Source organism: Amycolatopsis sp. NPDC059027, assembly GCF_042739735.1.
Lineage (GTDB): Bacteria > Actinomycetota > Actinomycetes > Mycobacteriales > Pseudonocardiaceae > Amycolatopsis.
The window spans coordinates 1-22655 of the sequence record NZ_JBHYIK010000049.1 but is presented as its reverse complement, the minus strand read 5'-3'; the positions used below and the strand labels follow the sequence as shown (position 1 = coordinate 22655).

17 protein-coding genes and 1 tRNA gene are annotated in these 22655 nt (G+C 70.7%); 15 read left to right on the top strand and 3 right to left on the bottom strand.

Annotated elements, in window-relative coordinates:
• The 6 genes from ACFWY9_RS29685 to xerC form a co-directional block, all read left to right on the top strand.
• A partial coding sequence (locus ACFWY9_RS29685; RefSeq protein ID WP_378340420.1) for a hypothetical protein occupies nt 1-341 on the top strand: 341 nt, incomplete at its 5' end.
• 33 nt (nt 342-374) lie between these two features.
• Nucleotides 375-578 carry a hypothetical protein gene (locus ACFWY9_RS29680; protein ID WP_378340419.1) on the top strand — a complete coding sequence of 68 codons (204 nt, stop codon included), beginning with the start codon at nt 375-377 and terminating at the stop codon, nt 576-578.
• Between the two features lie 40 nt (nt 579-618).
• Entirely contained in the window at nt 619-1476 is an 858-nt protein-coding gene (locus tag ACFWY9_RS29675; protein WP_378340418.1) for a hypothetical protein, read from the top strand.
• Between the two features lie 95 nt (nt 1477-1571).
• Nucleotides 1572-2939 (top strand): replication initiator, encoded by a 1368-nt coding sequence (locus tag ACFWY9_RS29670; protein ID WP_378340417.1) that lies wholly within the window; start codon nt 1572-1574, stop codon nt 2937-2939.
• Nucleotides 2914-3087, top strand: coding sequence for a helix-turn-helix transcriptional regulator (locus tag ACFWY9_RS29665; protein WP_378340416.1), 174 nt, complete (start codon nt 2914-2916; stop codon nt 3085-3087). Before ACFWY9_RS29670 ends, ACFWY9_RS29665 begins: the two co-directional genes overlap by 26 nt.
• Nucleotides 3088-3191: 104 nt before the next feature.
• Nucleotides 3192-4259 (top strand): tyrosine recombinase XerC, encoded by a 1068-nt coding sequence (gene xerC, locus ACFWY9_RS29660; RefSeq protein WP_378340415.1) that lies wholly within the window; start codon nt 3192-3194, stop codon nt 4257-4259.
• A 54-nt stretch (nt 4260-4313) separates the two neighbouring features.
• On the opposite strand, the gene ACFWY9_RS29655 is transcribed toward xerC, so the two are convergent.
• The 3 genes from ACFWY9_RS29655 to ACFWY9_RS29645 form a co-directional block, all read right to left on the bottom strand.
• A tRNA-Arg gene (locus tag ACFWY9_RS29655) sits at nt 4314-4387 on the bottom strand.
• A gap of 305 nt (nt 4388-4692) precedes the next feature.
• Nucleotides 4693-5094, bottom strand: coding sequence for a peptidase inhibitor family I36 protein (locus ACFWY9_RS29650; RefSeq protein WP_378330509.1), 402 nt, complete (start codon nt 5092-5094; stop codon nt 4693-4695).
• 185 nt (nt 5095-5279) lie between these two features.
• Nucleotides 5280-6356 carry a LacI family DNA-binding transcriptional regulator gene (locus ACFWY9_RS29645; RefSeq protein ID WP_378330508.1) on the bottom strand — a complete coding sequence of 359 codons (1077 nt, stop codon included), beginning with the start codon at nt 6354-6356 and terminating at the stop codon, nt 5280-5282.
• Between the two features lie 107 nt (nt 6357-6463).
• Here ACFWY9_RS29645 and ACFWY9_RS29640 point away from each other — a divergent pair, with 107 nt between their 5' ends.
• The 9 genes from ACFWY9_RS29640 (at nt 6464) to ACFWY9_RS29600 (ending at nt 22557) form a co-directional block, all read left to right on the top strand.
• The gene (locus tag ACFWY9_RS29640; protein WP_378340414.1) at nt 6464-7645 is read left to right on the top strand and encodes an MFS transporter; all 1182 of its coding nucleotides are present in this window, start codon (nt 6464-6466) and stop codon (nt 7643-7645) included.
• Between the two features lie 114 nt (nt 7646-7759).
• Nucleotides 7760-8944, top strand: coding sequence for a sensor histidine kinase (locus ACFWY9_RS29635; protein ID WP_378340413.1), 1185 nt, complete (start codon nt 7760-7762; stop codon nt 8942-8944).
• A 64-nt stretch (nt 8945-9008) separates the two neighbouring features.
• A complete protein-coding gene (locus ACFWY9_RS29630; protein ID WP_378330505.1) occupies nt 9009-11024 on the top strand; it encodes a cytochrome c oxidase assembly protein in 2016 nt (671 codons plus the stop codon).
• Between the two features lie 180 nt (nt 11025-11204).
• On the top strand, nt 11205-11669 hold the full coding sequence (locus tag ACFWY9_RS29625) for a single-stranded DNA-binding protein (RefSeq protein WP_378340445.1): 465 nt from the start codon (nt 11205-11207) through the stop codon (nt 11667-11669).
• 134 nt (nt 11670-11803) lie between these two features.
• On the top strand, nt 11804-13480 hold the full coding sequence (ettA, locus tag ACFWY9_RS29620) for an energy-dependent translational throttle protein EttA (protein WP_378330503.1): 1677 nt from the start codon (nt 11804-11806) through the stop codon (nt 13478-13480).
• Nucleotides 13481-13665: 185 nt separating this feature from the next.
• A complete protein-coding gene (locus tag ACFWY9_RS29615) occupies nt 13666-16044 on the top strand; it encodes a hypothetical protein (RefSeq protein ID WP_378340412.1) in 2379 nt (792 codons plus the stop codon).
• A gap of 486 nt (nt 16045-16530) precedes the next feature.
• On the top strand, nt 16531-21513 hold the full coding sequence (locus tag ACFWY9_RS29610; protein WP_378330502.1) for an NAD-glutamate dehydrogenase: 4983 nt from the start codon (nt 16531-16533) through the stop codon (nt 21511-21513).
• A 35-nt stretch (nt 21514-21548) separates the two neighbouring features.
• Nucleotides 21549-21929 carry an acyl-CoA thioesterase gene (locus tag ACFWY9_RS29605; RefSeq protein WP_378340444.1) on the top strand — a complete coding sequence of 127 codons (381 nt, stop codon included), beginning with the start codon at nt 21549-21551 and terminating at the stop codon, nt 21927-21929.
• On the top strand, nt 21922-22557 hold the full coding sequence (locus ACFWY9_RS29600) for a hypothetical protein (protein ID WP_378330500.1): 636 nt from the start codon (nt 21922-21924) through the stop codon (nt 22555-22557). The genes ACFWY9_RS29605 and ACFWY9_RS29600 overlap by 8 nt, the downstream gene beginning before the upstream one ends.
• Nucleotides 22558-22655: the final 98 nt, after the last annotated feature.

Below are 22655 nucleotides of genomic sequence, written 5' to 3'. Positions count from 1 at the left end.
CGCCCGCACGAGGACGCAAGAGCGCCAGTCGCGGCCCGGCGAATCCGCTGGTTGCCAAGGACGTGCTCGCGGAAGTCCAACAAGGACGGTTCGGGCTTCTCGACGACACCGACCGCGTGGTGGTGTTCGAGGAACGCGACCGGATCCGCTACGCACAGGATGAGGACATCGTGGTCCACCTGATGTCCATCGGCTACATCGAACGGCGCCCCGCCCGGGACACCGTGGACGCCCTGCACGGCGTCGTCCGCCGCCCGGTCCTGCCGCTCCGGCTCACCCGAGCAGGACGGGGCAAGCTCCAACGCTGGGCCAATCTCTCACCACTCGGTGGCCAGTCCTAACGCGACGCTCACCTGACCGTGAAAGGAACGGGAATGACGCAAATCGACTACTACGTGGACCTCAACCGCCTGACCGACGAGTACAACGCCGAATGCCTGCGGCTCGGTGAGAAAGCGTTAGACCCGGCGTTCCGTAGCCCTCGGCTGGCTGAACGCGCCGATGAGATCGTCGCTCTGCTGGACGAGGCCGCCGATGAACTTCGTAGCAGAGCCGCACGTTGGCGCGGCGAAAACTGATCCATAGCACACAAGCGATCCTGGAAAGGAGGTAACAAGCATGTTCGGCAAGTCCACACAGGACGGCAGCACGCCGAAGCCGTCCCGCCGCGTCCGCAACCTCACAGTGCAGCTCGACGAAGCCCGGGACGTACACCGGCTCGCGGCCGATCCGCTCTTGGGCGCGGTCACCGCCGACCGGTTCCGGGTCTCGGTCGCCCGCACGATGTGGGTGTTCCTCGCGGTCGGCCTCGGCTTCACCACCACTGGCGTGCATGACTTCCTTGCCGGGGACCGGCCGATCGCCGATCCGCTGTGGTGGGGCGCCTGGCTTGCCGAACCAGCCCTCGCCGGAATCCTGGTGACCTTGCTGCGGTGGGAAGCTTCGATGCTCTCGCAGGGTATCGGCACAGGCGACAAGCCCGTCGTCTACCTCAAACGGCTCCTGCTGGCCGCAACCCTGGTCGCCAACGTCTGGGCAGGGCTCGCCCCGGCGCACGGCGGGATCTCCAAAGGGATGGTGTTCTTCCACGTCGTGATCCCGCTCGTGGTGTTCCTGCTCGCCGAGGTCATGCCGATCATTCAGCGCGGCTGCACCCAAGCCCGCGAGAAAGCAATCGCCACGGGGCAGCAAAACGCTCTGACCAGCGGGAACGCCCATGCTGGCACGGGTGGTCCGGGCACCGTCCACAACGGTCCCGAACGCCCTGCCACACCCGCCCCGGCGACGTCGATTCCCCGGCTGAAACTCCCGGCGGAGATCGCGGCACGCATCGAATCCGCTGTCACTGCCGCCCGCACCGAGGGACGGCAGGTCACCACCGAGGACATCCGTCGCGTCGCCCGCATCCCGGACGCCCTCGCCGCACAGGTCGTCCGCCAGCTCACCGAGCACAACGGACACCCGATCACCACCTGAACCACTCCAGCACAAAAACACCCGGGGCACGGCCGCCAGCACCATGGCCGTGCCCCGGGCTTTTTTGCGTTCACCCCAACGGAAAGGGCTACGACATGCTGACGTTGGAATCCCGCCTCACCGCCCGCGTACGGGCCGACGACTACCAGGAGTGGCGCGCCAAGGTCCACGCGGTCAACGGCTGTGCCCGCCCGATCCGGCTCGCCGGAGCACACCAGCTTCAGGACGCCGACACGGGCAAGGTCCTGCACCACCACGGCGGGGACATCTTCGCCCCCTGCGGCAACCGGCGTTTCGCGGTCTGCCCGGCCTGCTCCGACCGCTACGCCGCCGACGCGTTCCACCTGATGCGCGCCGGGCTCGTCGGCGGCCACAAGGGCGTGCCCACCACGGTCACCGACCGACCCCGGGCGTTCGTCACCCTCACCGCCCCGTCCTTCGGCCCCGTCCACCACGCCCGCACCACGGCACGCGGAAAGCGCATTCCCTGCGGCTGTGGGGAAGTCCACCACGAGGACGACACCCGCGTCGGCGCCCCGCTGCACCCGGAGACCTACGACTACGTGGCCTCGGTGCTGTGGCAGGCCCACGCCGGGGTGCTGTGGCAGCGCTTCACCACCCGCGTACGCCGCGAGATCGCCAAACGCGCCGGGCTCACCGCCCGCGAGTTCGCCGCCAACGCCCGCCTCTCCTACGGCAAGGTCGCCGAATACCAGCGGCGCGGCCTGGTCCACTTTCACGCCGTGGTCCGCCTCGACGGCCCCGAGGGCGCCACCGACACCGCCCCGGCCTGGGCCACCCCGGACATGCTCGACGACGCCGTTACCGCCGCCGCGAGGCACGTCAAGGTCACCACCCACTACCCGGAAGGCGAAGTGCTCGTGCTCGGATGGGGCGCGCAAGTCGACGTCCGCCGCATCGAAGCCGCGGGCTCCGCCGAAGTGGAAGACGAGAACGGCCAGATCAGCGAAGCCCGGCTCGCCGGGTACATCGCCAAGTACGCCACCAAGGGCACAGGCAAGACCGAAGCCGCCGACCGCCCCATCCGGTCGCAATTGGACATCGACTTCCTCAAGGTCTCCCCGCACCATCGCCGGATTATCCAGACCGCCTGGGACCTCGGAGACCTGCCGTCCTATGAGGACCTGAAGCTACGGCGGTGGGCGCACATGCTCGGCTTCCGGGGGCACTTCCTCACGAAGTCTCGCGCCTACTCGACCACGTTCAAGACGATTCGCGAGGACCGCCGCGCGTTCCGGCTCGCCGAGACCCTCGAACGCCTCGGCCTCGACGACCGCGCCGACACCGTGCTCGTGGTCAACGACTGGCGCTTCGAGGGCGCCGGATACAGCGACGACGCCGAACGCGAACTCGCCGCCGGAATCGCCGAACGCATCCGCGACGACCGCAAACACAAATACGACAAGGAAAACTACGATGAAGCCAGTACTGACGATCGATGAAGTAGCGGCCTACCTCCGCGTGCCGAAGAACACGCTGTACCAGTGGCGCAAAACCGGCAAAGGACCGGAGGGTCGCCGCGTCGGCAAGTACGTGCGTTACTACGAGGAAGATGTGGAAGCCTGGCTTGATAAGCAGGCGACGGTCTGATGGGGCGCCCGCCGTTGCCGCTCGGTACGTGGGGCAAGATCAGGACGTATCCACTGGCGACTGGCGGGCACCGCGCTACCGCGTTGTACAAGGATTACGACGGTGTGGCGCGGCCAGTCGAACGCGTCGGCACCAGTGCCGCGAAAGCGAAAACCAATCTGCTTGAAGCGCTCCGCGACCGCGCGCGGCATTCTCGGGACGGAGAAATCACACGGGACACGAAAGTCTCTGCGGTCGCCCTGATGTACTTCGATGAGTTGGGGCGCTCCGACAAGGCGATCCGCACCAAACAGGACTACCAAGGAATATGGGACCGGTGTCTTGAATCTCGGGTGGGCAACCTTCGTGTGCATGATATGCGCAAGGTGTCCATTGTGAACCGCACCCTGACGTCCATTCGGGACAATCACGGGAGCGGGTCCGCCAAGCTGGCCCGTACGATCCTGACGGGCATGTGCGCGCTGATGGTCCGCCACGACGCCCTTGACGACAACCCTGTCCGCGAGGTCGAGTCCCTGAGCAAGCCGAAAGACAGGAGCGGCAAGAAACCGGGACGGGTCACCCCGCACACGGTGGGGCGTGCTCTCGGGCTGTTCCACGAGTCTGAGGATGCCGCGCGCTGGGATCTGGTCGACATGCAGGACGTCTTCTCCGGGCTCGGCTGCCGCATCGGTGAGCTGCTCGCGCTCGACTACGAGACTTCGGTTGACTTCGACGACGGGACGATCTACTTCCACGGGACCGTGATCCGCATCAAGGGCGTGGGACTGGTCGTCCAGCCCTACACCAAGAGCCCGGCGGGCATGCGGCGTGTCCGGCCCCCGGGGTGGGTCATGGAAGTCCTCAAGAGACGGTTTGCCGAATCGTTATCGCCGTGGGCTTTCCCGTCCACGCGCGGCACACTGCGTGACCCTGACAACACGCGGAAGTACATCCGGCGCGTGGTCGAAGGAACCGAGTTCGAAGGGCTGCATCCGCATGACTGGCGGCACTACGTCGCCGGGGTGCTCGACGACGCGGGACTCACCGCGCGCCAGATCGCCGACTACATCGGGCACGACAAGCCCAGCACCACGCAGGATGTCTACATGGACAGGGGCGTCGTCGGCGAGCTGTGCGGTCCCGCGCTCGGTGAGCGACCAGCGCTGATCCTGCCCAAAGATGAGGGTTAGATGTGGGCCGGTAGACAGTGCAGCCCCTGGTCACCTTTGTGACCAGGGGCTCTGTGCCCTCGGCAGGACTCGAACCTGCGACCTAGAGATTAGAAGGCTCTTGCTCTATCCAGCTGAGCTACGAGGGCCCGCGTCGACGGCTGCTGCCAGTCGCCCAGCAAGCGCAGCTTAGTCGTCGCCAACCTCTCGATCGCTCGACACCGTCGAATCGTTTCAGGTCCTCTCCGGAAGTTGTGTGATCTTTCGCCCGGACGTGGCGGGCGCCCGCCGTACCGCGCGCTCGCGGCGGCTGTCCGGGGTATGTGCCCGTGGGCACGCCGCGCCGCGACGGCGCGCCCACGGGCGGGGCCGCTTCGGGGAGCGGCCCCCGGGTCCGGCGCCTGCCGCGAGCCGGCTCCCCCTGGAGCGGCGGCGGGACGGACCCCGCTGGTGGCTACTCCCAGACCTTCACCGCCCTGACCACGAACGGGGCCTCGGGCACGTAGGTGCCCCCGCCCGGATAAGTGATGAAATCGCCTTCGGTCGTGCATTCCTTGCTCTGGTATACCGTGACGTCCCGGCTCAGCTGATTCACGAAGGAATGTCCTTCCAGATCGGCGGGCAGCGGAATGCATTCCTCGGGATTCGCGGTACGCAGGTCGAAACGCTGGGCGTTTCCGCTGTAGTGTTCCTGGGACCACAGGCACAGTTCGCCCTTCTTGCAGACGGGCGCGGGCGGCGCGGACGCGGTGGGCGCTGCCTGCGCGATCCCCGCGCCGGCCAGCAGGCCCACGGTGGCCAGCAGGAGCACACGCGGCAGGCGGGCGCGCAGGGTCGCGAAACGTCGTGACATCATCAGGAAATCCCCTTGTGGAGTGCGGGGTGAATGCCCGCGGTGGAAGGTGTGATTCCACGATGACGGGTTCGCGGGGAGTTGTCAGCCCGCATTTCTACTTCTGTGGATAAGTAGTTCGTCCTCGCTCGATAGGGGCGAGTTGTCCACAATTCGGCGAATGGCCTTGCGGGTGGATATCGGCGCTGCTAGGCGGGTGCCGTGCTGCCGCGCCGCACGAGGTCCACGCCGATGCGCGTCGGCTCGGGCGCCGAACCGCCCGCCAGCAGCCGCAACACGAGCTCACCAGCGGCCGTGCCCTTCAGCGCGAGGTCCTGGCGGACTGTCGTCAGCGCTGGTTCGGACCACTTCGCCGACGGCGTGTCGTCGAAGCCGACCACCGACACGTCCCCCGGCACGTCGAGCCCGAGCTGCCGGGCCGCCGACATCGCTCCCAGCGCGAGCTGGTCCGACATGCACAGCAGCGCCGTCGGCCGCTCCGCGCGGCCGAGCAGGTCCGTGGCCGCGGCCCGCGCGCCCTCCGCGGACATGCCCGACACCTCCCAGATCGCCACGTCGGACGCCGTGATCCCGGCCACGGCGAGCGTGTCCAGATAGCCGGCCAGCCGCTCGCGAGTGTCGTGGAAACGGCTCGCGAGCGCCGCCTCCGCGGTCAGCTCGCCGCCTCGCCCTGTCGAGAGGCATTGGGCGGAGAGGATGCCGAACCGCCGATGCCCCAGGTCGAGCAGGTGCCGGGCGGCGAGCGCGGCGCCGCCCCGATCGTCGCAGCCCACCAGTGCGGCGCCCGGCACGAGCGGCTGGTCGATCACCACCAGCGGCAACCCGCGCGCGGCCACCGACTCCAGTGCCGGGGTGTCGTCGGCCAGCGAGTAGGCGACGGCGATGTCCGCCTGTGCGGTGAGGACTCGTTCGGCGGGCGGGCCGCCGTTCTCGCCGCCCGGCAGGAGCAGCAGCGCGTGGTCACCGGGCGCGACGGCGGTCGCGAGCGCGTCGAGCGTGATGGTCAGCGCCGGATCGGAGAAGGCCGCCGACAGCGACGCGTCGAGCATGAACGCGATGGCGCCGGTGCGGCTCGTCGCGAGGCTGCGCGCGGTCGGGTTCGGCCCCGGGTAACCCAGCTTCTTCGCCGCCCGCAACACCTCGTCGCGCAACGGGGCCGACAGCTGGTCCGGCCGGTTGTAGGCGTTCGAGACCGTCGCCCTGGACACCCCGACGGCGTCGGCGACGTCGTCCAGCGTGGGACGGCGGCGCCTGGTGCTGGTCATGCCCGCAGTCTAGTGCTCCGACCAGCGGCGACGGCTAATCGGTTGGACTTTCTGAAGCGCTTAAGTCATTCTGGGGCAAGGATATCTGGGGCTGGGAAGGAGCAGGCATGCGTGATCGGACCGCGGTGTTCGCCGTGTTCGCGTTGGACGGCGCCGCTTTCGGCTCATGGGCGCCGCGCACACCCGCGATCGCCGGGCAGGTGCACGCCGAGCCGGGCGCGTTCGGTCTCGCGCTGCTGTGCGCGAGCGTCGGGATGCTGTGCGCCGCCACGGTGTCGGGCCGGATCATCGAGCGCACCGGCGCGCGGGCGGTGATCGCCGCGAGCGCGGCCGCGGCCTGTGCCGCGCTCGTGCTGGTCGGCTTCGCGAATTCGGTCGTGCTGCTCGGTGGCGCGTTGTTCGCGATGGGGGCGAGCGTCGGCGCGCTGGACGTCTCGATGAACGTCGCCGGGGTCGCCGTCGAGCGGAGCACCGGGCAGGCGGTCATGCCGCTCCTGCACGCCGGCTACAGCTTCGGCGCGCTCGCCGCCTCGCTGGCCGCGTCGCTCGCGGCCGGGCACGGCTGGACACCGGGGCGGCACCTGACCGTCGCCGCCGTGGTCGCCTTCGTCGTGCTGCTGATCATCATCCGGTCCGTGCCGGGGGCGCGTCCGCAGCACACCGACGAACCCGTCGCGTCGCCCTATTCCGCGCCGATCCGGCGTCCGGTGCTGTGGCTGCTCGCCGCGGTCGCGTTGTGCTCGGCGATCGCCGAAGGCGCGAGCACCGACTGGTCGGCGTTGCTGATGGCGACCGTGCACGACGTCGACCAGGGCGCCGCCGCGCTGGCGTTCTCCGGTTTCGCGCTGGCCATGGCGATCGCCAGGGTCGGCGGGGCGTGGACCCAGCGCCGTTTCGGCGCCACCCGGTCGCTCGCGGCGGGCGCCGCGGTGGCCGCGCTCGGGTTCTTCGCCGCGGCGGTCGTCCCGTTGCCGGTCTTCGGCTACGTCGGCTTCGCGCTCGCGGGCGCCGGGCTGGCGGCCGCCTTCCCGCTGGCGCTGAGCCTGGCGGGTGACGCGGGGAAGCGATCCGACGGCACCGGCGGAGAGCGGGAACTGGCGTTCGTCACCGCCATCGCCTACACCGGCTTCCTCGCCGGGCCGCCGATCGTAGGCGGGATCGCCCAGGTGACGTCCTTGTCGGTGTCGTTCGTCTTCGTCACGGTGATGGCCGCGCTGATCGTGCCCGCTTCCCTGGCGGCCCGGCGCGTCCGCCGCCGGGAGGAAGTCCGCTCGCCCGTCCGCCGTTGACACTCCGGCGTCCGGACGGCAAGCTGATCGCGATAAACTGAGATGAATGCGATTGTCTCGCTGTTTCAGGACGGCTGATCGGGGTTTCGTCCTCGGTCCGGGGAGGAAGACGTCGTGAGGGTTCTGCTGCTCAGCGGCGCGCGGGCGGCGCGGGTGGCGGGAATTCCGGACAGGGCACTCCACGTCGCGGCGTCGCGGCTCGTGCTCGTGCCGGTGGTGGTCCGGCTGGCGGTTCTCGTTCAGGCGCTGTGGTCGGTCGAGGACGTCCCCTCGCTGTGGCCGGTCGTGGTCCTGTGCCTCGTGCCGGACCTGCTCGAGATCGGCTGGGTCCTGGTCTGGTCGGCACGTCGCGCGTCGGGACTGAGGCTGGTGCCGGTCGCCGACAGCGCTTACGCCGTCCTACTCAATCTCGGTGTCGTTTCGCTCGCTCCCGCGAGCCATTTCTCCGACGTCGTCTCGCTGACTTGGCCGCAGCTCCTGGGCACGGTGATGTTGTGGACGCTGCTGCGTGGCGCGTTCGCCGGCGCGCTCGCGATCGGCACCGCCGTGGCGCTGCGCTACGCGATGTCGGCGTGGTGGCGGACCGGGCCACCGCCCGCCGTTGAATTCCTCACGCTGTTCGGGGCCATGGTGACGGCGCTCGCGATCGTCGTCCTGCTGGGCGCGTCGCTCCGGTTCGCGCTCGGGCTCGGCGAACAGCGGGGACGTGCCGCCGAACGCGAGCGGCACCGCCGTGACGTCCACGACACCGTCCTGCAGGTGATGGAGTCCCTCGCCCTGCCCGCGCCCGCCGACGTCGTCGACCCGGTCGCGAGCCTGACCCAGGTCCGCCGGACCGCGCGGGCACACGCCATGCGGTTGCGGCTGTCCCTGGACCGCGAACCCGCCTCGCTCCATGGTGGGTTGGACCAGCGGCTGAACGCGCTCGCCGCGGACATGGCCGTCGAAGGGCTGCGAGCCGAGGTGGTCACGCTGGCGGCGACCGGTGATCTCCCGGCCGACGTCGTCGGGGCCCTCCACGACGCCACCCGCGAAGCCCTGCGCAACACCCTCAAACACGCGGGGACGGCGCGGGCGGTGATCTGCGTGGAGCAGACCGCGGGCGGCATCGGCGTGATCGTGCGCGACCACGGCGCGGGGTTCGCCGTCGACGACCACCGTCCGGGGTTCGGTATCGGGCGTTCGATCATCGGGCGGCTGGCCGAGGTCGGCGGCCGGGCCACGGTCGAGTCCGTCCCGGGACACGGCACGCGGGTGGTCCTCTGGGCGCCGCTCGCCGTGCGGTCTCCCGTCGGGTGACGGACGTCGCGGCGGACCCGCACCGGCTCACCAGGCCGTCCCCGGGACGGCATACCCTCGTGGCGTGTCCTCGCGATCCGTGACCGAACCGGCCGAACCCATCCAGCGCAAGGCGAGCGTGCTCCCGCTGCTCTCGGTCGGGGTGGTGATCGCCGCGGTCGTCGCGGTCGGGCTGGTCGCGCTGACCGGGGGAGCGGGCTACCTGATCGCCGGGCTGCCCGACCCCGGGGTCGTCACCCGGTACGGCATCACGGTGGTGCGGATCCTCGCCGAGGCGTCGTCGGTGATCTGCATCGGCTCGCTGCTGCTGGCCGCGTTCCTGGTGCCACCGCAGAAAAGCGGGACGCTGGCACCCGAGGGCTACGCGGCGCTGCGGACGGCCGGGATCTCGGCGTGGGTGTGGTTCGTCGCCGCGCTCGCCTCGGTCGTGTTCACCGCGGCGGACGGTGCCGGAAAGCCGCTGCAGGACGTCCTTTCCCCGCAGACCCTGCTCGACCTCGTCGGCGCCATCGAGCAGCCGAAGGCGTGGCTCTGGACCGCGCTGATCGCGATCCTGGTCGCGCTCGGCTGCCGGCTCGCGTTGTCCTGGGGCTGGACGGCGGTGCTGTTCTTCCTGTCCGTCGGCGGGCTCGTGCCGGTCGCGGTCACCGGGCACTCGGCCAGCGGCGGCTCCCACGACGTCGCGACGAACAGCCTCCTGTATCACCTCGTGGCCGCCGCGCTCTGGGTCGGCGGGCTCGTCGCCCTGCTCGCGCTCGGCTGGCGGCGGGGTGCGAACCTGAAGCTCGCCGCGGTGCGGTTCTCCAAGCTCGCGCTGGTGTGCTGGCTCGTGATGGCGGTCTCCGGTGTGATCAACGCGCTGGTGCGGATCGGGCTGAACGACCTGTTCACCACCGACTACGGGCTCCTCGTGGTGGCGAAGGTCGTCGCGCTGCTGCTGCTCGGCGTGTTCGGCCAGCAGCAACGTCAGCGCGGCGTGCGCGGTCTGGTCGACGGCGCTGGCGGCGGGCAGCTCCTGCGGCTGGCCGGGGTCGAGGTGCTGATCATGTTCGTCACGATCGGCATCGCCACTGGGCTCGCCAGGACACCGCCGCCCGCGGACGCGATCACCCAGCCCTCGACCGTCGAACTGCTCATCGGCTATCCGCTCGACGGCGCCCCGACGGTCCTGCGGCTGCTGTTCGACTGGCGGTTCGACCTGCTCTACGGGACGTTGGCGATCGTGCTCGCCGCGCTGTACCTGGCCGGAGTGCGGCGGTTGCGCAAACGCGGCGACACCTGGCCCGTTGGCAGGCTCGTCGCGTGGCTCGCGGGCTGCGCGGTGCTGCTGATCGCGACGTCCTCGGGGATCGGCCGGTACGCGCCGGGGATGTTCAGTGTCCACATGGGCACCCACATGATGCTGTCCATGGTGGCGCCGGTGCTGTTCGTGCTGGGTGGTCCGGTGACGCTGGCGCTGCGCGCGCTTTCGCCGGCCGGGCGCGACGCGCCGCCGGGGCCGCGGGAGTGGCTGCTGGCGTTCGTGCATTCGCCGGTGTCGCGGTTCCTGACCCATCCGCTGGTCGCGCTGGTGCTGTTCGTCGGCTCCTTCTACGGGCTCTACTTCTCCGGCCTGTTCGACGCCGCGCTGAACTATCACTGGGCGCATCTGGCGATGAACGCGCACTTCCTGCTCTCGGGCTACGTCTTCTACTGGCCGCTGATCGGCGTCGACCCCGCGCCGCGGCGTCTCCCGCCGCTGGGCAAGCTCGGGCTGATGTTCGCCTCGATGCCGTTCCACGCGTTCTTCGGCGTGATCCTGATGAACATGCAGACGGTCATCGGGCAGACCTTCTACACCCAGCTGAAACTGCCGTGGGTCGGCAACTTGCTCACCGACCAGCGGCTCGGCGGCGGGATCGCGTGGGCCTCCGGCGAGGTGCCGGTGCTGCTCGTGCTGATCGCGCTGCTGGTGCAGTGGGCCCGGCAGGACGAGCGCGAGGCCAAACGCGCCGACCGCCGCGAGGACACCACCGGCGGCGCGGAACTGGCCGCCTACAACGCGATGCTCAAACGGCTCGCCGAAGGCAGGCGGGAGTAGCACAGCACCCCGACAGTTCCCGCGCGCGAACCCTCGTCGGCGCCCCGGTTGTCCACAAGGACTGTGGCTGTCCACAGATTTCGCGTCGCCCCACCACACGCCCTTCCCCGGCGGCAAGCTGAGGACATCGGCCACCGGGCACGGTCCGGTGGCACAGGCGAACCTAAGGGGATGAGGGTGATGGCCGTGGGCGAGACGTGGGTGACGGTGACCGGATACGTCACCAGCGAGCCGGATCTGCGCAAGGTGGGGGAGAACGGGCACGACGTCGTCTCGTTCTGGCTGCGCAGCACGGAACGCCGGTACGACAAGGAAAAGGGCGAGTGGGGTGACGGGCGCCGGTTCTCCGTCCGGGTGACCTGCTGGCGGAAGCTGGCCCGGTCGGTGCACCAGTGCCTCGCCAAGGGCGACCCGGTGGTGGCGCGTGGGCGGCTGTACAGCAGCGAGTTCGAACTGGACGGCGTACCTCGGGCTGTACCTGAGCTCGAGGCCTTCGCGATCGGCCCCAACTTGGCGCGCTGCACGGTCTCGCTCGACCGGGCGCCCCGCGAGGGAGTCACCGTGCGGGATCCCCGCGGGTTGTGGGCCGACGGCGGGGAGGAGGCGAACACGCTCTTCGACGCGGTTGAAAAGGCCTCCGCTTGAGGGCACGCGGCGGCTTTCCGGGGTGGGTGGGGAAAGGAGAAGATGATGTTCCCGCGGTGATCTCGGGCTGACATTCGGTAGTTCGACGGTGACCGGCGTCAAGGCGCGGATCGGCTCACTCTACGATCGCTGGCATGGCCGAGTTCATCTACACCATGAAGAAGGTGCGCAAGACCGTCGGGGACAAGGTCATCCTCGACGACGTGAGCACCGCGTTCTACCCCGGTGCCAAGATCGGCGTCGTGGGCCCGAACGGCGCCGGCAAGTCGACCGTTCTCAAGATCATGGCGGGGATCGAGCAGGCCAGCAACGGCGAAGCGTTCCTCCAGCCGGGCGCCAGCGTCGGCATCCTCATGCAGGAGCCGGAGCTGAACGAGGACAAGACGGTCCGGGAGAACGTCGAGGAGGGCCTCGGCGACATCAAGACGAAGCTCGACCGGTACCACGAGGTCCTCCAGCTGATGGAGGCCGAGTACACCGACGAGCTGATGGAGGAGATGGGCAAGCTCCAGGAGGAGCTCGACCACGCCGACGCCTGGGAGCTGGATTCCACCGTCGAGCAGGCGATGGACGCTCTCCGCTGCCCGCCGCCGGAGGAGCCGGTCACCCACCTGTCCGGTGGCGAGCGCCGCCGGGTCGCGCTGTGCAAGCTGCTGCTGTCCGCTCCCGACCTGCTGCTGCTCGACGAGCCCACCAACCATCTGGACGCCGAGAGCGTGCTCTGGCTGGAGCAGTTCCTGGCCAACTACGCGGGCGCCGTCCTCGCGGTCACCCACGACCGGTACTTCCTGGACAACGTGGCCCAGTGGATCATGGAGCTGGACCGCGGCCGGGTGGTCGGCTACGAGGGCAACTACTCGACGTACCTGGAGAAGAAGCGCGAGCGTCTGGAAGTCCAGGGCAAGAAGGACGCGAAGCTCGCCAAGCGGCTCAAGAGCGAGCTGGAGTGGGTGCGGTCCAACGCCAAGGCGCGCCAGACCAAGTCCCGCTCGCGGCTGGACCGCTACGAGGAGATGGCGGCCGAGGCCGACAAGCACCGCAAGCTCGACTTCGAGGAGATCCAGATCCCGCCGGGGCCCCGGCTGGGCAACGTGGTGGTCGAGGTCGAGAAGCTGCGCAAGGGCTTCGACGACCGGGTGCTCATCGACGGGCTCTCGTTCGACCTGCCGCGCAACGGCATCGTCGGCGTGATCGGGCCGAACGGGGTCGGCAAGACGACTCTGTTCAAGACGATCGTCGGGCTCGAGGAGCCGGACGGCGGGACGGTGAAGATCGGCGAGACGGTCAAACTGTCCTATGTGGACCAGGGCAGGGCGGGGATCGACCCGAAGAAGACGGTATGGGAGGTGGTTTCGGACAAGCTGGACTACATCCACGTCGGGCAGACCGAAATGCCCTCGCGTGCCTACGTCAGCGCGTTCGGGTTCAAGGGGCCGGACCAGCAGAAGCCGGCGGGCGTGCTCTCCGGTGGGGAGCGCAACCGGCTGAACCTGGCGCTGACGCTCAAGCAGGGCGGGAACCTGATCCTGCTCGACGAGCCGACGAACGACCTGGACGTGGAGACCCTGGGGTCGCTGGAGAACGCGCTGGAGCAGTTCCCCGGCTGCGCCGTGGTCATCTCCCACGACCGGTGGTTCCTCGACCGGGTCGCCACGCACATCCTGGCCTGGGAGGGCACCGACGAGAACCCGGCGCAGTGGTTCTGGTTCGAGGGCAACTTCGAGGGCTACGAGAAGAACAAGATCGAGCGCCTCGGGCCGGAAGCGGCTCGTCCCCACCGGGTCACCCACCGCAAGCTGACCCGCGACTGAGGGGCGTGGGTTGCCCGTGGAAGCCAGCAGGCACCTCAAGCCCGGCTCGGGCCGCCCCGGCGGCGCGGGGGGGGGGCGCCGCGGGGGGGCCGCGCGGGCAACCGCGCCCCCCGCCTCGCGCCGCGGCGCCGGGGCGGGGGCCCCCCACCCCCGGGCCAGCCGCCCAAACCCCCCCGCCCCCAGCGATGCGGGGCGCGGGGAGCCCCGCCGCCGTCGGCGGCCTGATCGAGCAGGCGGACGCGCTGCACCTGCGTGCTCCGGAGCTGGCGCTGGTCCTCGGTGAGCGCGCCGCCGCCCTCGCCGAGGCGGCGGGCTCCGACGAGCAGTGGGTCCGCGCGGAGGCTCTGGTGGTGTCGGCGCGCGTCCGGCTCGGCCAGCGGCCGGGCACGGTCGCCAGGGCCGTGGCGGCGCTGCGTGCCGCCGAGCACGCGGGCTACGCCGACGTCGCCGGGCGGCTGCGCATCGATCTCGCGCTGTGCGCACGCAGCCTCGGTGTTCCGCTGACGGGGCTCGCCGCGTTGCGTCCGGTGCCGGCCGATCCGGCGGTGTCGCCGGTGCACCGGGCCGCCGCGTTGTGCCATCTCGTCGGCTGCCTGGCGCAGATCGGCCGCAAGGCCGAGCTGGACAGGGTGCTGGTGGCAGCGGACAAGCTCGTCCTCGGCGACGACCGGCTGGCGGCCGACACCCAGCTGCTGGTGCGGGCGCTGCTGCGGGTCGGCACCGCCGCGCACCGGCGCAGGCACGGCGATCTCACCGCGGCGGCCGACGCCGCCAGGACGGGCCTGGGCTTCCTGGAGAAGCTCGACAACCCGGCCGACGACGGCGGCCTCGTGCGGGTCCGCCTGGTCCTGCAACTGGTCAGCACGCTGCTCGATCGCGGGGACACCGCGATGGCGTACGAGATCGCCCAGCCGGTGCTCGAAGAGCCGGTCCGCGCGGGCGGTGTCGCGCCGATGGGCTGGCTGCGGCTGGCCGTCGCGACGCGCGTCCACCTGCCCGCGGGCGCGGGGGAAGCCGCGGCGGAACTCGTCCGGGAGGCGGTGGCGAGCACCGACCGCCACGGCCTCGCGTCGATCACCGCGCGGTTGTGGCTCGAACTCGCGCAGATCGAGGAACGGTTCGGCCACGCGGAGGACGCGATCGCGTGCCTGCACCGCTCGCGCGCGGCCGAGCACGTGCACGCCAGGGCGCGCCGCCAGGCCTGCGGGTTGCTCGCGGGCACGTTCGGCACGGGCGAGCTGGCGTCGGTCGATCTCGACGAGGTGGTGAACCCGTCCGGTACCCGGCCTTCGTCGTTCGTCCAGCCGGTCGCGCCGGCCCCGGTCGCCGTCGCCGAGCCGCAGCGTCCGGCGCCCGAGGCGCCGGCCCATCCCCTGCGCGCGCCGGTGTCGTGGGCGCCGGAACCGCGCGACGAACCGGTGCCGGAGCGTTGGGTCGCGAGCGCGGCCGAAACCGCCGTGCCGGAGCGGGAGACACGCGCCGGGCGCAGGCGGGCGGACGAGCGCCGGTCCTCGGAGGTCACAGCGGCGACAGAGGCCACGGCGATCGCGGAGCCGGCGCCGGTCCCGGAGGTCGTCGAGCAGCCGAGGGAGGGGCGTCGCCGCCGCGCCGAGGAGCCCGTCGCGGCGGAGCCCATGGGGTATGCCGCGACGCCGGAACTGCCCACGGCACGCGAGCCCGAGAAGACGCCGCTCGTGTCCAGGACGGTTCCGGTGCTTCCGGAGATCGTGGACGTCGTCCCGGAGCTGCCGCTCGCCCCGGCACCCGCCGAGGAGCCGATGCCCAGGACGGGACATGTGGCCCCGGCGAAGGCCGCCAAGGCACCGGAGCCCGCGTCGCAGCGCTGGGACGTCGGCGACTGGTCCCGCGAAGGGGAGCGGCGCGAGCCGGCGCCGCCGGTGCGCAGCACCCGCCACGACGCCGAACACGGTTCCGTGACCGCGCGATCGGTACTCGACCGGCTCGGGATCTCCGGCGCCGACGGGCACAGCGGTGGCCGTCGCCGTGCCGCCGAAGAGGCCGAGCCCACCCGGTCCGAGGCACGCCGAGCCGACGACGAGCCGAGGTTCGGCGAACCGCGTGCGGGGGAGTCCCGGCCCGAGCCGCTCACCCGGCCCGAACCGTCCTCCGAGCCCGCCCTGTCGTGGGACCGGGAAAGCGAACTCGCGCCCCCGCCGCGCCCGGAAGAGCCGGAACCACCCGCCACGTCTTCGGCCGGTCCTGTCACGTCCCTCCCGGAGGAGCGGTATCGCGACGAGGTCGCCGATCCGTGGCTGCCCCGGTTGCGCATGCCGCCTTCGCTCGACCCCGTCGACGACTTCGGCGGCTGGACCCCGAGCACCGAAGCGTTCCCCGAGGGGTACGCGAAGGCCATTGCCGAGGACGAGCCACCGCCGGACGCGGGTCTCGCCGATCTGCTCGCCCGCGCGCTGGCCGAGCATCAGGCGGGGACGGCCAGCGCCGCCGCTCTGGTGAAGCGTCTCGGCACCCAGCGCGAGGGCACGGCGGGGCGCCGGTCGGTCAACGGCCACGGCCGCAACGGCAGCGACGAATCCGGCTCGTAGCCGAAGCCGTCCGCGCACCCGGCGCCGCGCGAGCGCGCCCGCACCCAGGTGTCCACAAAGGACTGATTCTGCCCGGAAGGGCACCGTGAGGGTGCGCTCGGGCAGACCCGAAGGTGGGATTCGTCGCACCTCGAGAACACGCGCGCGGCTGCTGGGCGGGCGAGGAATCCGCGGCCGATCGCCGAACCGGACGGAACAGACGGGGGACTGGATCGATTCCGTAAGCGGCGTGGCGGAGGGGCGCCCACGCCCGGTCCTGGTCAGGCCCGCCGACGTCGTCCGGTGGCCCCGGAACGGGCGCCCTGTGAACCCGGGAGTAGCTTGACCGATACCGCGATTTCGGCGGCTGAGCTGGGGTTCTTCGGTTTCTGCCAACTGAACGGGCTTCGTGCGTTCCGCCGCGTGGGCGCATTAGGGTGGGCTAGGTCCGGCACACCGTGGTGTCGGTCGCGGTGTCACCCCTCGCACAGTGGAGAGTTGCCTCAAATGAGCTCGACGGGAGTCTCGTCCCTACCCGGAACCGAAGACGGCACCGAGATCGGCGCCCCGCGCCGCTCGGCCAGCCCGGAGCAGATTCGGGACGAGCTGATCGACGCCGCCGCCAGGCACGCGCCGGAGATCGCCGACCTCATCCGGCTCTACTACCGGCACATCCCGGCCGAGGAGATCGTCGGGGACGACCCGGTCGACCTGGTCGGCGCGGTGCGTTCGCATCTGCAGCTGGCCAAGCACCGGATGCCCGGCCGCCCGGCGGTCCGGCTGCTCAACCCGACGACCGCCGAGGACGGCTGGACCCGCGAGGCCACCGTCGTGCAGGTGGTCACCGACGACATGCCGTACCTGGTCGACTCGGTCGCGGCCGAGTTCGCCCGCGACGGTGTGCAGGTCCAGCGGATCGTGCACCCGATCGTGGTGGTCAGCCGCGATCTCACCGGCGAGCTGCTCGAGGTCCACCCCGACGCCGACCCCGCCGACCCGCCGCCGAACTCCGCGGCCGAGTCGTGGATGTACGTCGAGATCGACTTCGTCACCGACCCGAACCGGGCGAGGGAACTCGACAACCGCCTCGCCAGCGTGCTCGGAGACGTCCGCGAGGTCGTCGAGGACGCCGACAAGATGGCGCAGACCGCCGCCGCGCTGGCCGACGAGCTGGACGCGGACCCGCCGAAGCTGCCGAAGGGCGAGGTCGCCGAGGGCGCCCGGCTGCTGCGGTGGCTCGCCGACGGTCACTTCACGTTCCTCGGGTACCGCCGCTACGAGCTGGTCGAGAACCCGCGCACCGACACCGACGAGCCCGCGCTGCGCGCTGTGCTCGCGTCCGGTCTCGGCGTCCTGCGACAGGACAGCCTCGCCGCCCGCGGGCTGACCGCCGGGCCGGACACGGCGGCCACCGCGCTGGCGCCGACGCTGCTCGTGCTGACCCAGGCCAGCGCACCGTCCACAGTGCACCGTCCGGTTTATCCCTACTACGTCGGCGTGAAGACGTTCGACGCCGAGGGCAACGTCACCGGCGAGCACCGCTTCCTCGGCATGTTCACCACCACCGCGCTGCACGAGAACGTGCTCGACATCCCGGTGGTGTGCAACCGGGTCCGCGAGGTCATCCACCGCGCCGGGTTCCCGATGGAGTCGTTCTCCGGCCAGCGGATGCTGGAGGTGCTGCAGAACTGGCCGCGCGCGGACCTGTTCTCCGCCGACTCCGATTCGCTGTACGCCACGACGACCGGCGCGATCACGCTGTCGGATCGCCGGCGGCTGCGCCTGTTCCTGCGCCGCGATCCGTACGGCCGGTTCTTCTCCTGCCTGGTCTTCCTGCCGCGTGACCGCTACACGACGCGCTCGCGGCTGGCGATGCAGGAGGTGCTGCTGGAGGAGCTGGAAGGCACGCAGCTCGAGTACAGCGCGAAGGTCGGGGAGACGATCCTCGCGCAGGTCCACTTCATCGTGCACACCGATCCGGCCAACCGGATCGAGCCGGACACCCTGCGCATCCAGGAGCGGCTCAACACCGTCGTGCGCAGCTGGGACGACCGGCTCGTCGAGGCGATCCTGAGCGAGCGCAGGGAACGCTCCGGGGAGGGCGCCGTCGTCGGGATCATGGGCGAGGAGTCCGCGAACGACCAGGGGCAGCGGTTCGCCGCCATCTTCCCCGAGGGCTACAAGGAGGACTTCTCCGCCGAGGACGCGCTCGCCGATCTCGGCGCGCTCGACTCGCTGACCGACGAGGGCGACCTCGCGTTGTCGTTCTACCTGCCGCCCGACGCGGAGCCGGGCGAACGCCGCTTCAAGCTCTTCCTGCGTGGCGAGGGCGTCACGCTCTCCAAAGTGCTCCCGGTCCTGCACTGCATGGGTGTCGAGGTCGTCGACGAGCGCCCGTACGAGCTGCGCCGCGAGGACGGCGGAGCGTCCTGGATCTACGACTTCGGCCTGCGCATCGACCCGAAGCTGCAGGCCGACGCCAGCGATGCGGCCGTCGCCGAGCTGCGCGATCGCTTCCAGGACGCCTTCCACGCGGCCTGGCACGGCAGCTGCGAGGTCGACGACTTCAACGGGCTGGTGCTGCGGGCCGGCCTCACCTGGCGCCAGGTGAGCGTGCTGCGCGCGTACTCGCGGTACCTGCGCCAGGCGGGCAGCACGCATTCGCAGGAGTACATCCAGAACGCGGTGCTCAAGCACACCCAGGTCGCCACGAAGCTGTTCCGGCTGTTCGAGACGCGCTCGGATCCGCACCTGACCGAGGACGAGCGGCAGGCCGGCGCCGACGCGCTGGTCACCGAGATCTGCTCGATGATCGACGAGGTCACCAGCCTCGACGAGGACCGGATCCTCCGGCGGCTGATGGCGGTCATCAGCGCCACGCTGCGGACGAACTACCACGTCACCGGCGCCGACGGGCAACCGCGGCCGTACCTGGCGTTCAAGCTCGACCCCGGCGCGGTGCCCGATCTGCCAGAGCCGCGGCCGAAGTACGAGATCTTCGTGTGCTCGCCGCGGGTCGAAGGCGTGCACCTGCGCTTCGGCGCGGTCGCCCGCGGCGGCCTGCGCTGGTCGGACCGGCGCGAAGACTTCCGCACCGAGATCCTCGGCCTGGTCAAGGCGCAGGCGGTCAAGAACGCCGTCATCGTGCCCGTGGGAGCCAAGGGCGGGTTCGTCGTCAAGCGCCCGCCGACGCCGACCGGAGACCCGGCGATCGACCGCGAGGCCACCCTCACCGAGGGCATCGCGTGCTACAAGATGCTGATCTCCGGCCTGCTCGACCTGACCGACAACCGCGTCGAGGGCAAGACCGTGCCCGCGCCGGACGTGGTCCGGCACGACGGCGACGACAGCTACCTGGTGGTCGCCGCGGACAAGGGCACCGCGACCTTCTCCGACATCGCCAACGAGGTCTCCGCGCAGTACGGCTTCTGGCTCGGCGACGCCTTCGCCTCGGGCGGTTCGGTCGGCTACGACCACAAGGCCATGGGCATCACCGCCAAGGGCGCGTGGGAAAGCGTCAAGCGGCACTTCCGCGAGCTGGGCAAGGACACCCAGACCGAGGACTTCACCGTCGTCGGCATCGGTGACATGGCAGGCGACGTGTTCGGCAACGGCATGCTGCTGTCCGAGCACATCCGCCTGGTCGCGGCGTTCAACCACATGCACGTCTTCCTCGACCCGAGCCCGGACGCGGCGTCCTCCTACGCGGAGCGGCGGCGGCTGTTCGACCTGCCCCGGTCCTCGTGGGACGACTACGACCGCGCGAAGATCAGCGAGGGCGGCGGCATCTACCCGCGCAGCGCCAAGTCGATCCCGGTCAGCCCGCAGGTCCGCGCCGCGCTGGGCCTGGCCGACGACGTCGAATCGATGGCGCCGCTGGAGCTGATCCAGGCCATCCTGCTCGCGCCGGTGGAACTGCTGTGGAACGGCGGTATCGGCACCTACGTCAAGGCCGAGACCGAGAGCCAGGCCGCGGCGGGGGACAAGGCCAACGACGCGATCCGCGTCAACGGCAACCAGCTGCGGGTCAAGGTGGTCGGTGAGGGCGGCAACCTCGGGCTCACCCAGCTCGGCCGCATCGAGTTCGCCCGCGCGGGCGGCAAGATCAACACCGACGCGCTGGACAACTCGGCCGGCGTCGACTGCTCCGACCACGAGGTCAACATCAAGATCCTGCTCGACCACCTGGTGGCGACCGGGAAGCTGGAGCACGACCGGCGCAACCACCTGCTGGAGCAGATGACCGACGAGGTCGGCGCGCTCGTGCTGGCCGACAACTACCGGCAGAACGCCGTCCTCGGCGTCAGCCGGGCCCACGCCGCGCCGATGGTCTCGGTGCACCAGCGGCAGGTCGCCGCGCTGGTGGCGAAGGGCGCGTTCGACCGCAAGCTGGAGGCGCTGCCCACCAACGCGGAGTTCCGGGCGCGGGACAAGGCGGGCCAGGGCCTCACCTCGCCCGAGCTGGCGACGCTGCTGGCGCACGTCAAGCTCGACCTCAAGGACGAGCTGCTGGCCAGCGACCTGCCCGACTCCGAGGTGTTCACCCGCAGGCTGCCGGAGTACTTCCCGAAGCCGCTGCGCGAGCAGTTCGCCGACGCGATCAGCGAACACCCGCTGCGCCGCCAGATCATCACCACGCTGGTGGCCAACGAGGTCGTCGACGGCGGGGGCATCTCGTTCGTCTTCCGGCTGATGGAAGAGCTGAACGTGACCGCGACGGACGCCGTCCGCGCCTACGCCGTGGTCACCCACGTGTACGACCTGCCCGCGCTGTGGACCGAGATCGACGCGCTGGACAACGTCGTGTCGACCGAGGTCGCGGACGGGATGGTGCTGGAGACGCGGCGCCTGCTCGACCGCGCGGCCCGCTGGTTCCTCTCCAACCGGCCGCAGCCGCTGGCCCCGCTGGCCGAGATCAACCGGTTCGGCCAGGAGTTCACCGAGCTGGTGCCGCGCTCGGGCGAGCTGATGCGTGGTCTCGAAGCCGAAGCGGTCCAGGTGAAGGTCGACAAGCTGACCGGCAACGGCGTGCCCGCCGATCTGGCGCGGCGCATCGCGGTGCTGCTGCACACCTACGGGCTGCTCGACGTCGTCGAGGTGTCCGAGATGGCCGAACAGCAGGTCGGCGTCGACGTGGTCCACAACCCCGCGGAGACGTCGGAGCTGTACTACGCGCTGTCCGATCACCTCGACATCGACAAGATGCTCACCGAGATCAGCGCGCTGGAACGGGGAAACCGCTGGCACGCCCTCGCACGGCTGGCCCTGCGGGACGACGTCTACGCCTCGCTGCGGGCGATCACCCTCGACGCGCTCCGGCACAGTGATCCCGGCACCAGCGCGGACGAGCGGATCGCGCAGTGGGAGAAGATCAACGCCTCGCGGCTGGCGAGGGCGAGGGTCGCGCTGGACGAGATCACCAAGACCGGCAACCTCGACCTCGCGACGCTGTCGGTCGCGGCGCGGCAGATCCGGAGCACGGTGCGGTGAGCTGCGCGGTACGGGTCCGGCCGCGCTGGTCGGACATGGACGTCTACGGGCACGTGAACCACGCGAACCTGGTGACGTTGCTGGAAGAGGCGCGGGTCGCCCGGCTGTTCGGCCGGGCGGACCGCGAGGGGCTCACCGAGCTGCCCAAGGGCATCGTGGTGGTGAAGCTCGAAGTGCACTACAAGGCGCCGATCGTGGTGTCCGATCAGGACGTCCTGGTGGACATGACGCTCACCGAGCTGCGGGCGGCGAGCTTCACGGTGGACTATCGAGTCCACAATGGACCGTCCGAAACGGACCCGGTGGCGGTCACGGCGTCGACGCTGCTCGCGCCGTACGACACGATCGCGCTGCGGCCGCGACGGCTGAACGCCGACGAGAGCGACTTCCTGAAGCGGGTGTTCACCGATGCCTGAACTGCTGATCCCCGACGCGGGGGACCGTGAGACGCTCGGCGCGTTCGTCGCCCGCGCGGTCCGGCTGGACGGGCAGACCGTCGTCCGGCTCCGGATGCGTGGCGAGGACGTGGTCGAAGCGTGGACGGCGACGCCGTTCGAGGTGCTCGCCACGCGCGCCGTCGCGGGCCGGGTCACTCCGGCCGACGTCACGGTGTCCGGCAACGAGCTGCTCGCGGCGCTCACCGTCGCGGGCGGTGAGCGGATGGACCCCGGCCCGGCCCGGGATCTGCTGTGGCACGGGGAACTTCCCCCGCCGGGCCGCTGGCAGGTGGTCGACGAACTGCCGGTGGGTGTCGTGTCGGACCTCGCCGATCGCGGGGTCACCCTGGCCCGCGACAACGCGGGCCCGCACGGGACGCCGCCCGCGTCCCTGATGGACCAGGCGGTGCTCACCGTCACCGGCGGCGAGCTGGAGGTCAAGGTCCAGATGCGCTGCCTGTTCGCGTTGTCGGGGATGGGTTTCCTCGACTCCTCGATCAGCGACGACGTGGTCCGGGTGACGGCGACCGACTCGTGGATGCGGCTGGACGCGCGGTACGGCGCGGTGCTGCGCCGCCGCCACGCCCTGCTGCCGCTGCTCTTCTGACGTGAGCTGAAGGGGGGGGGTGGGCGGCGACCCCGCCGGGGACCTGCCCACGACCCCGCCCCGGGCGCGGCACGAGCCCCCCGCGGGCGCCCCGGGCC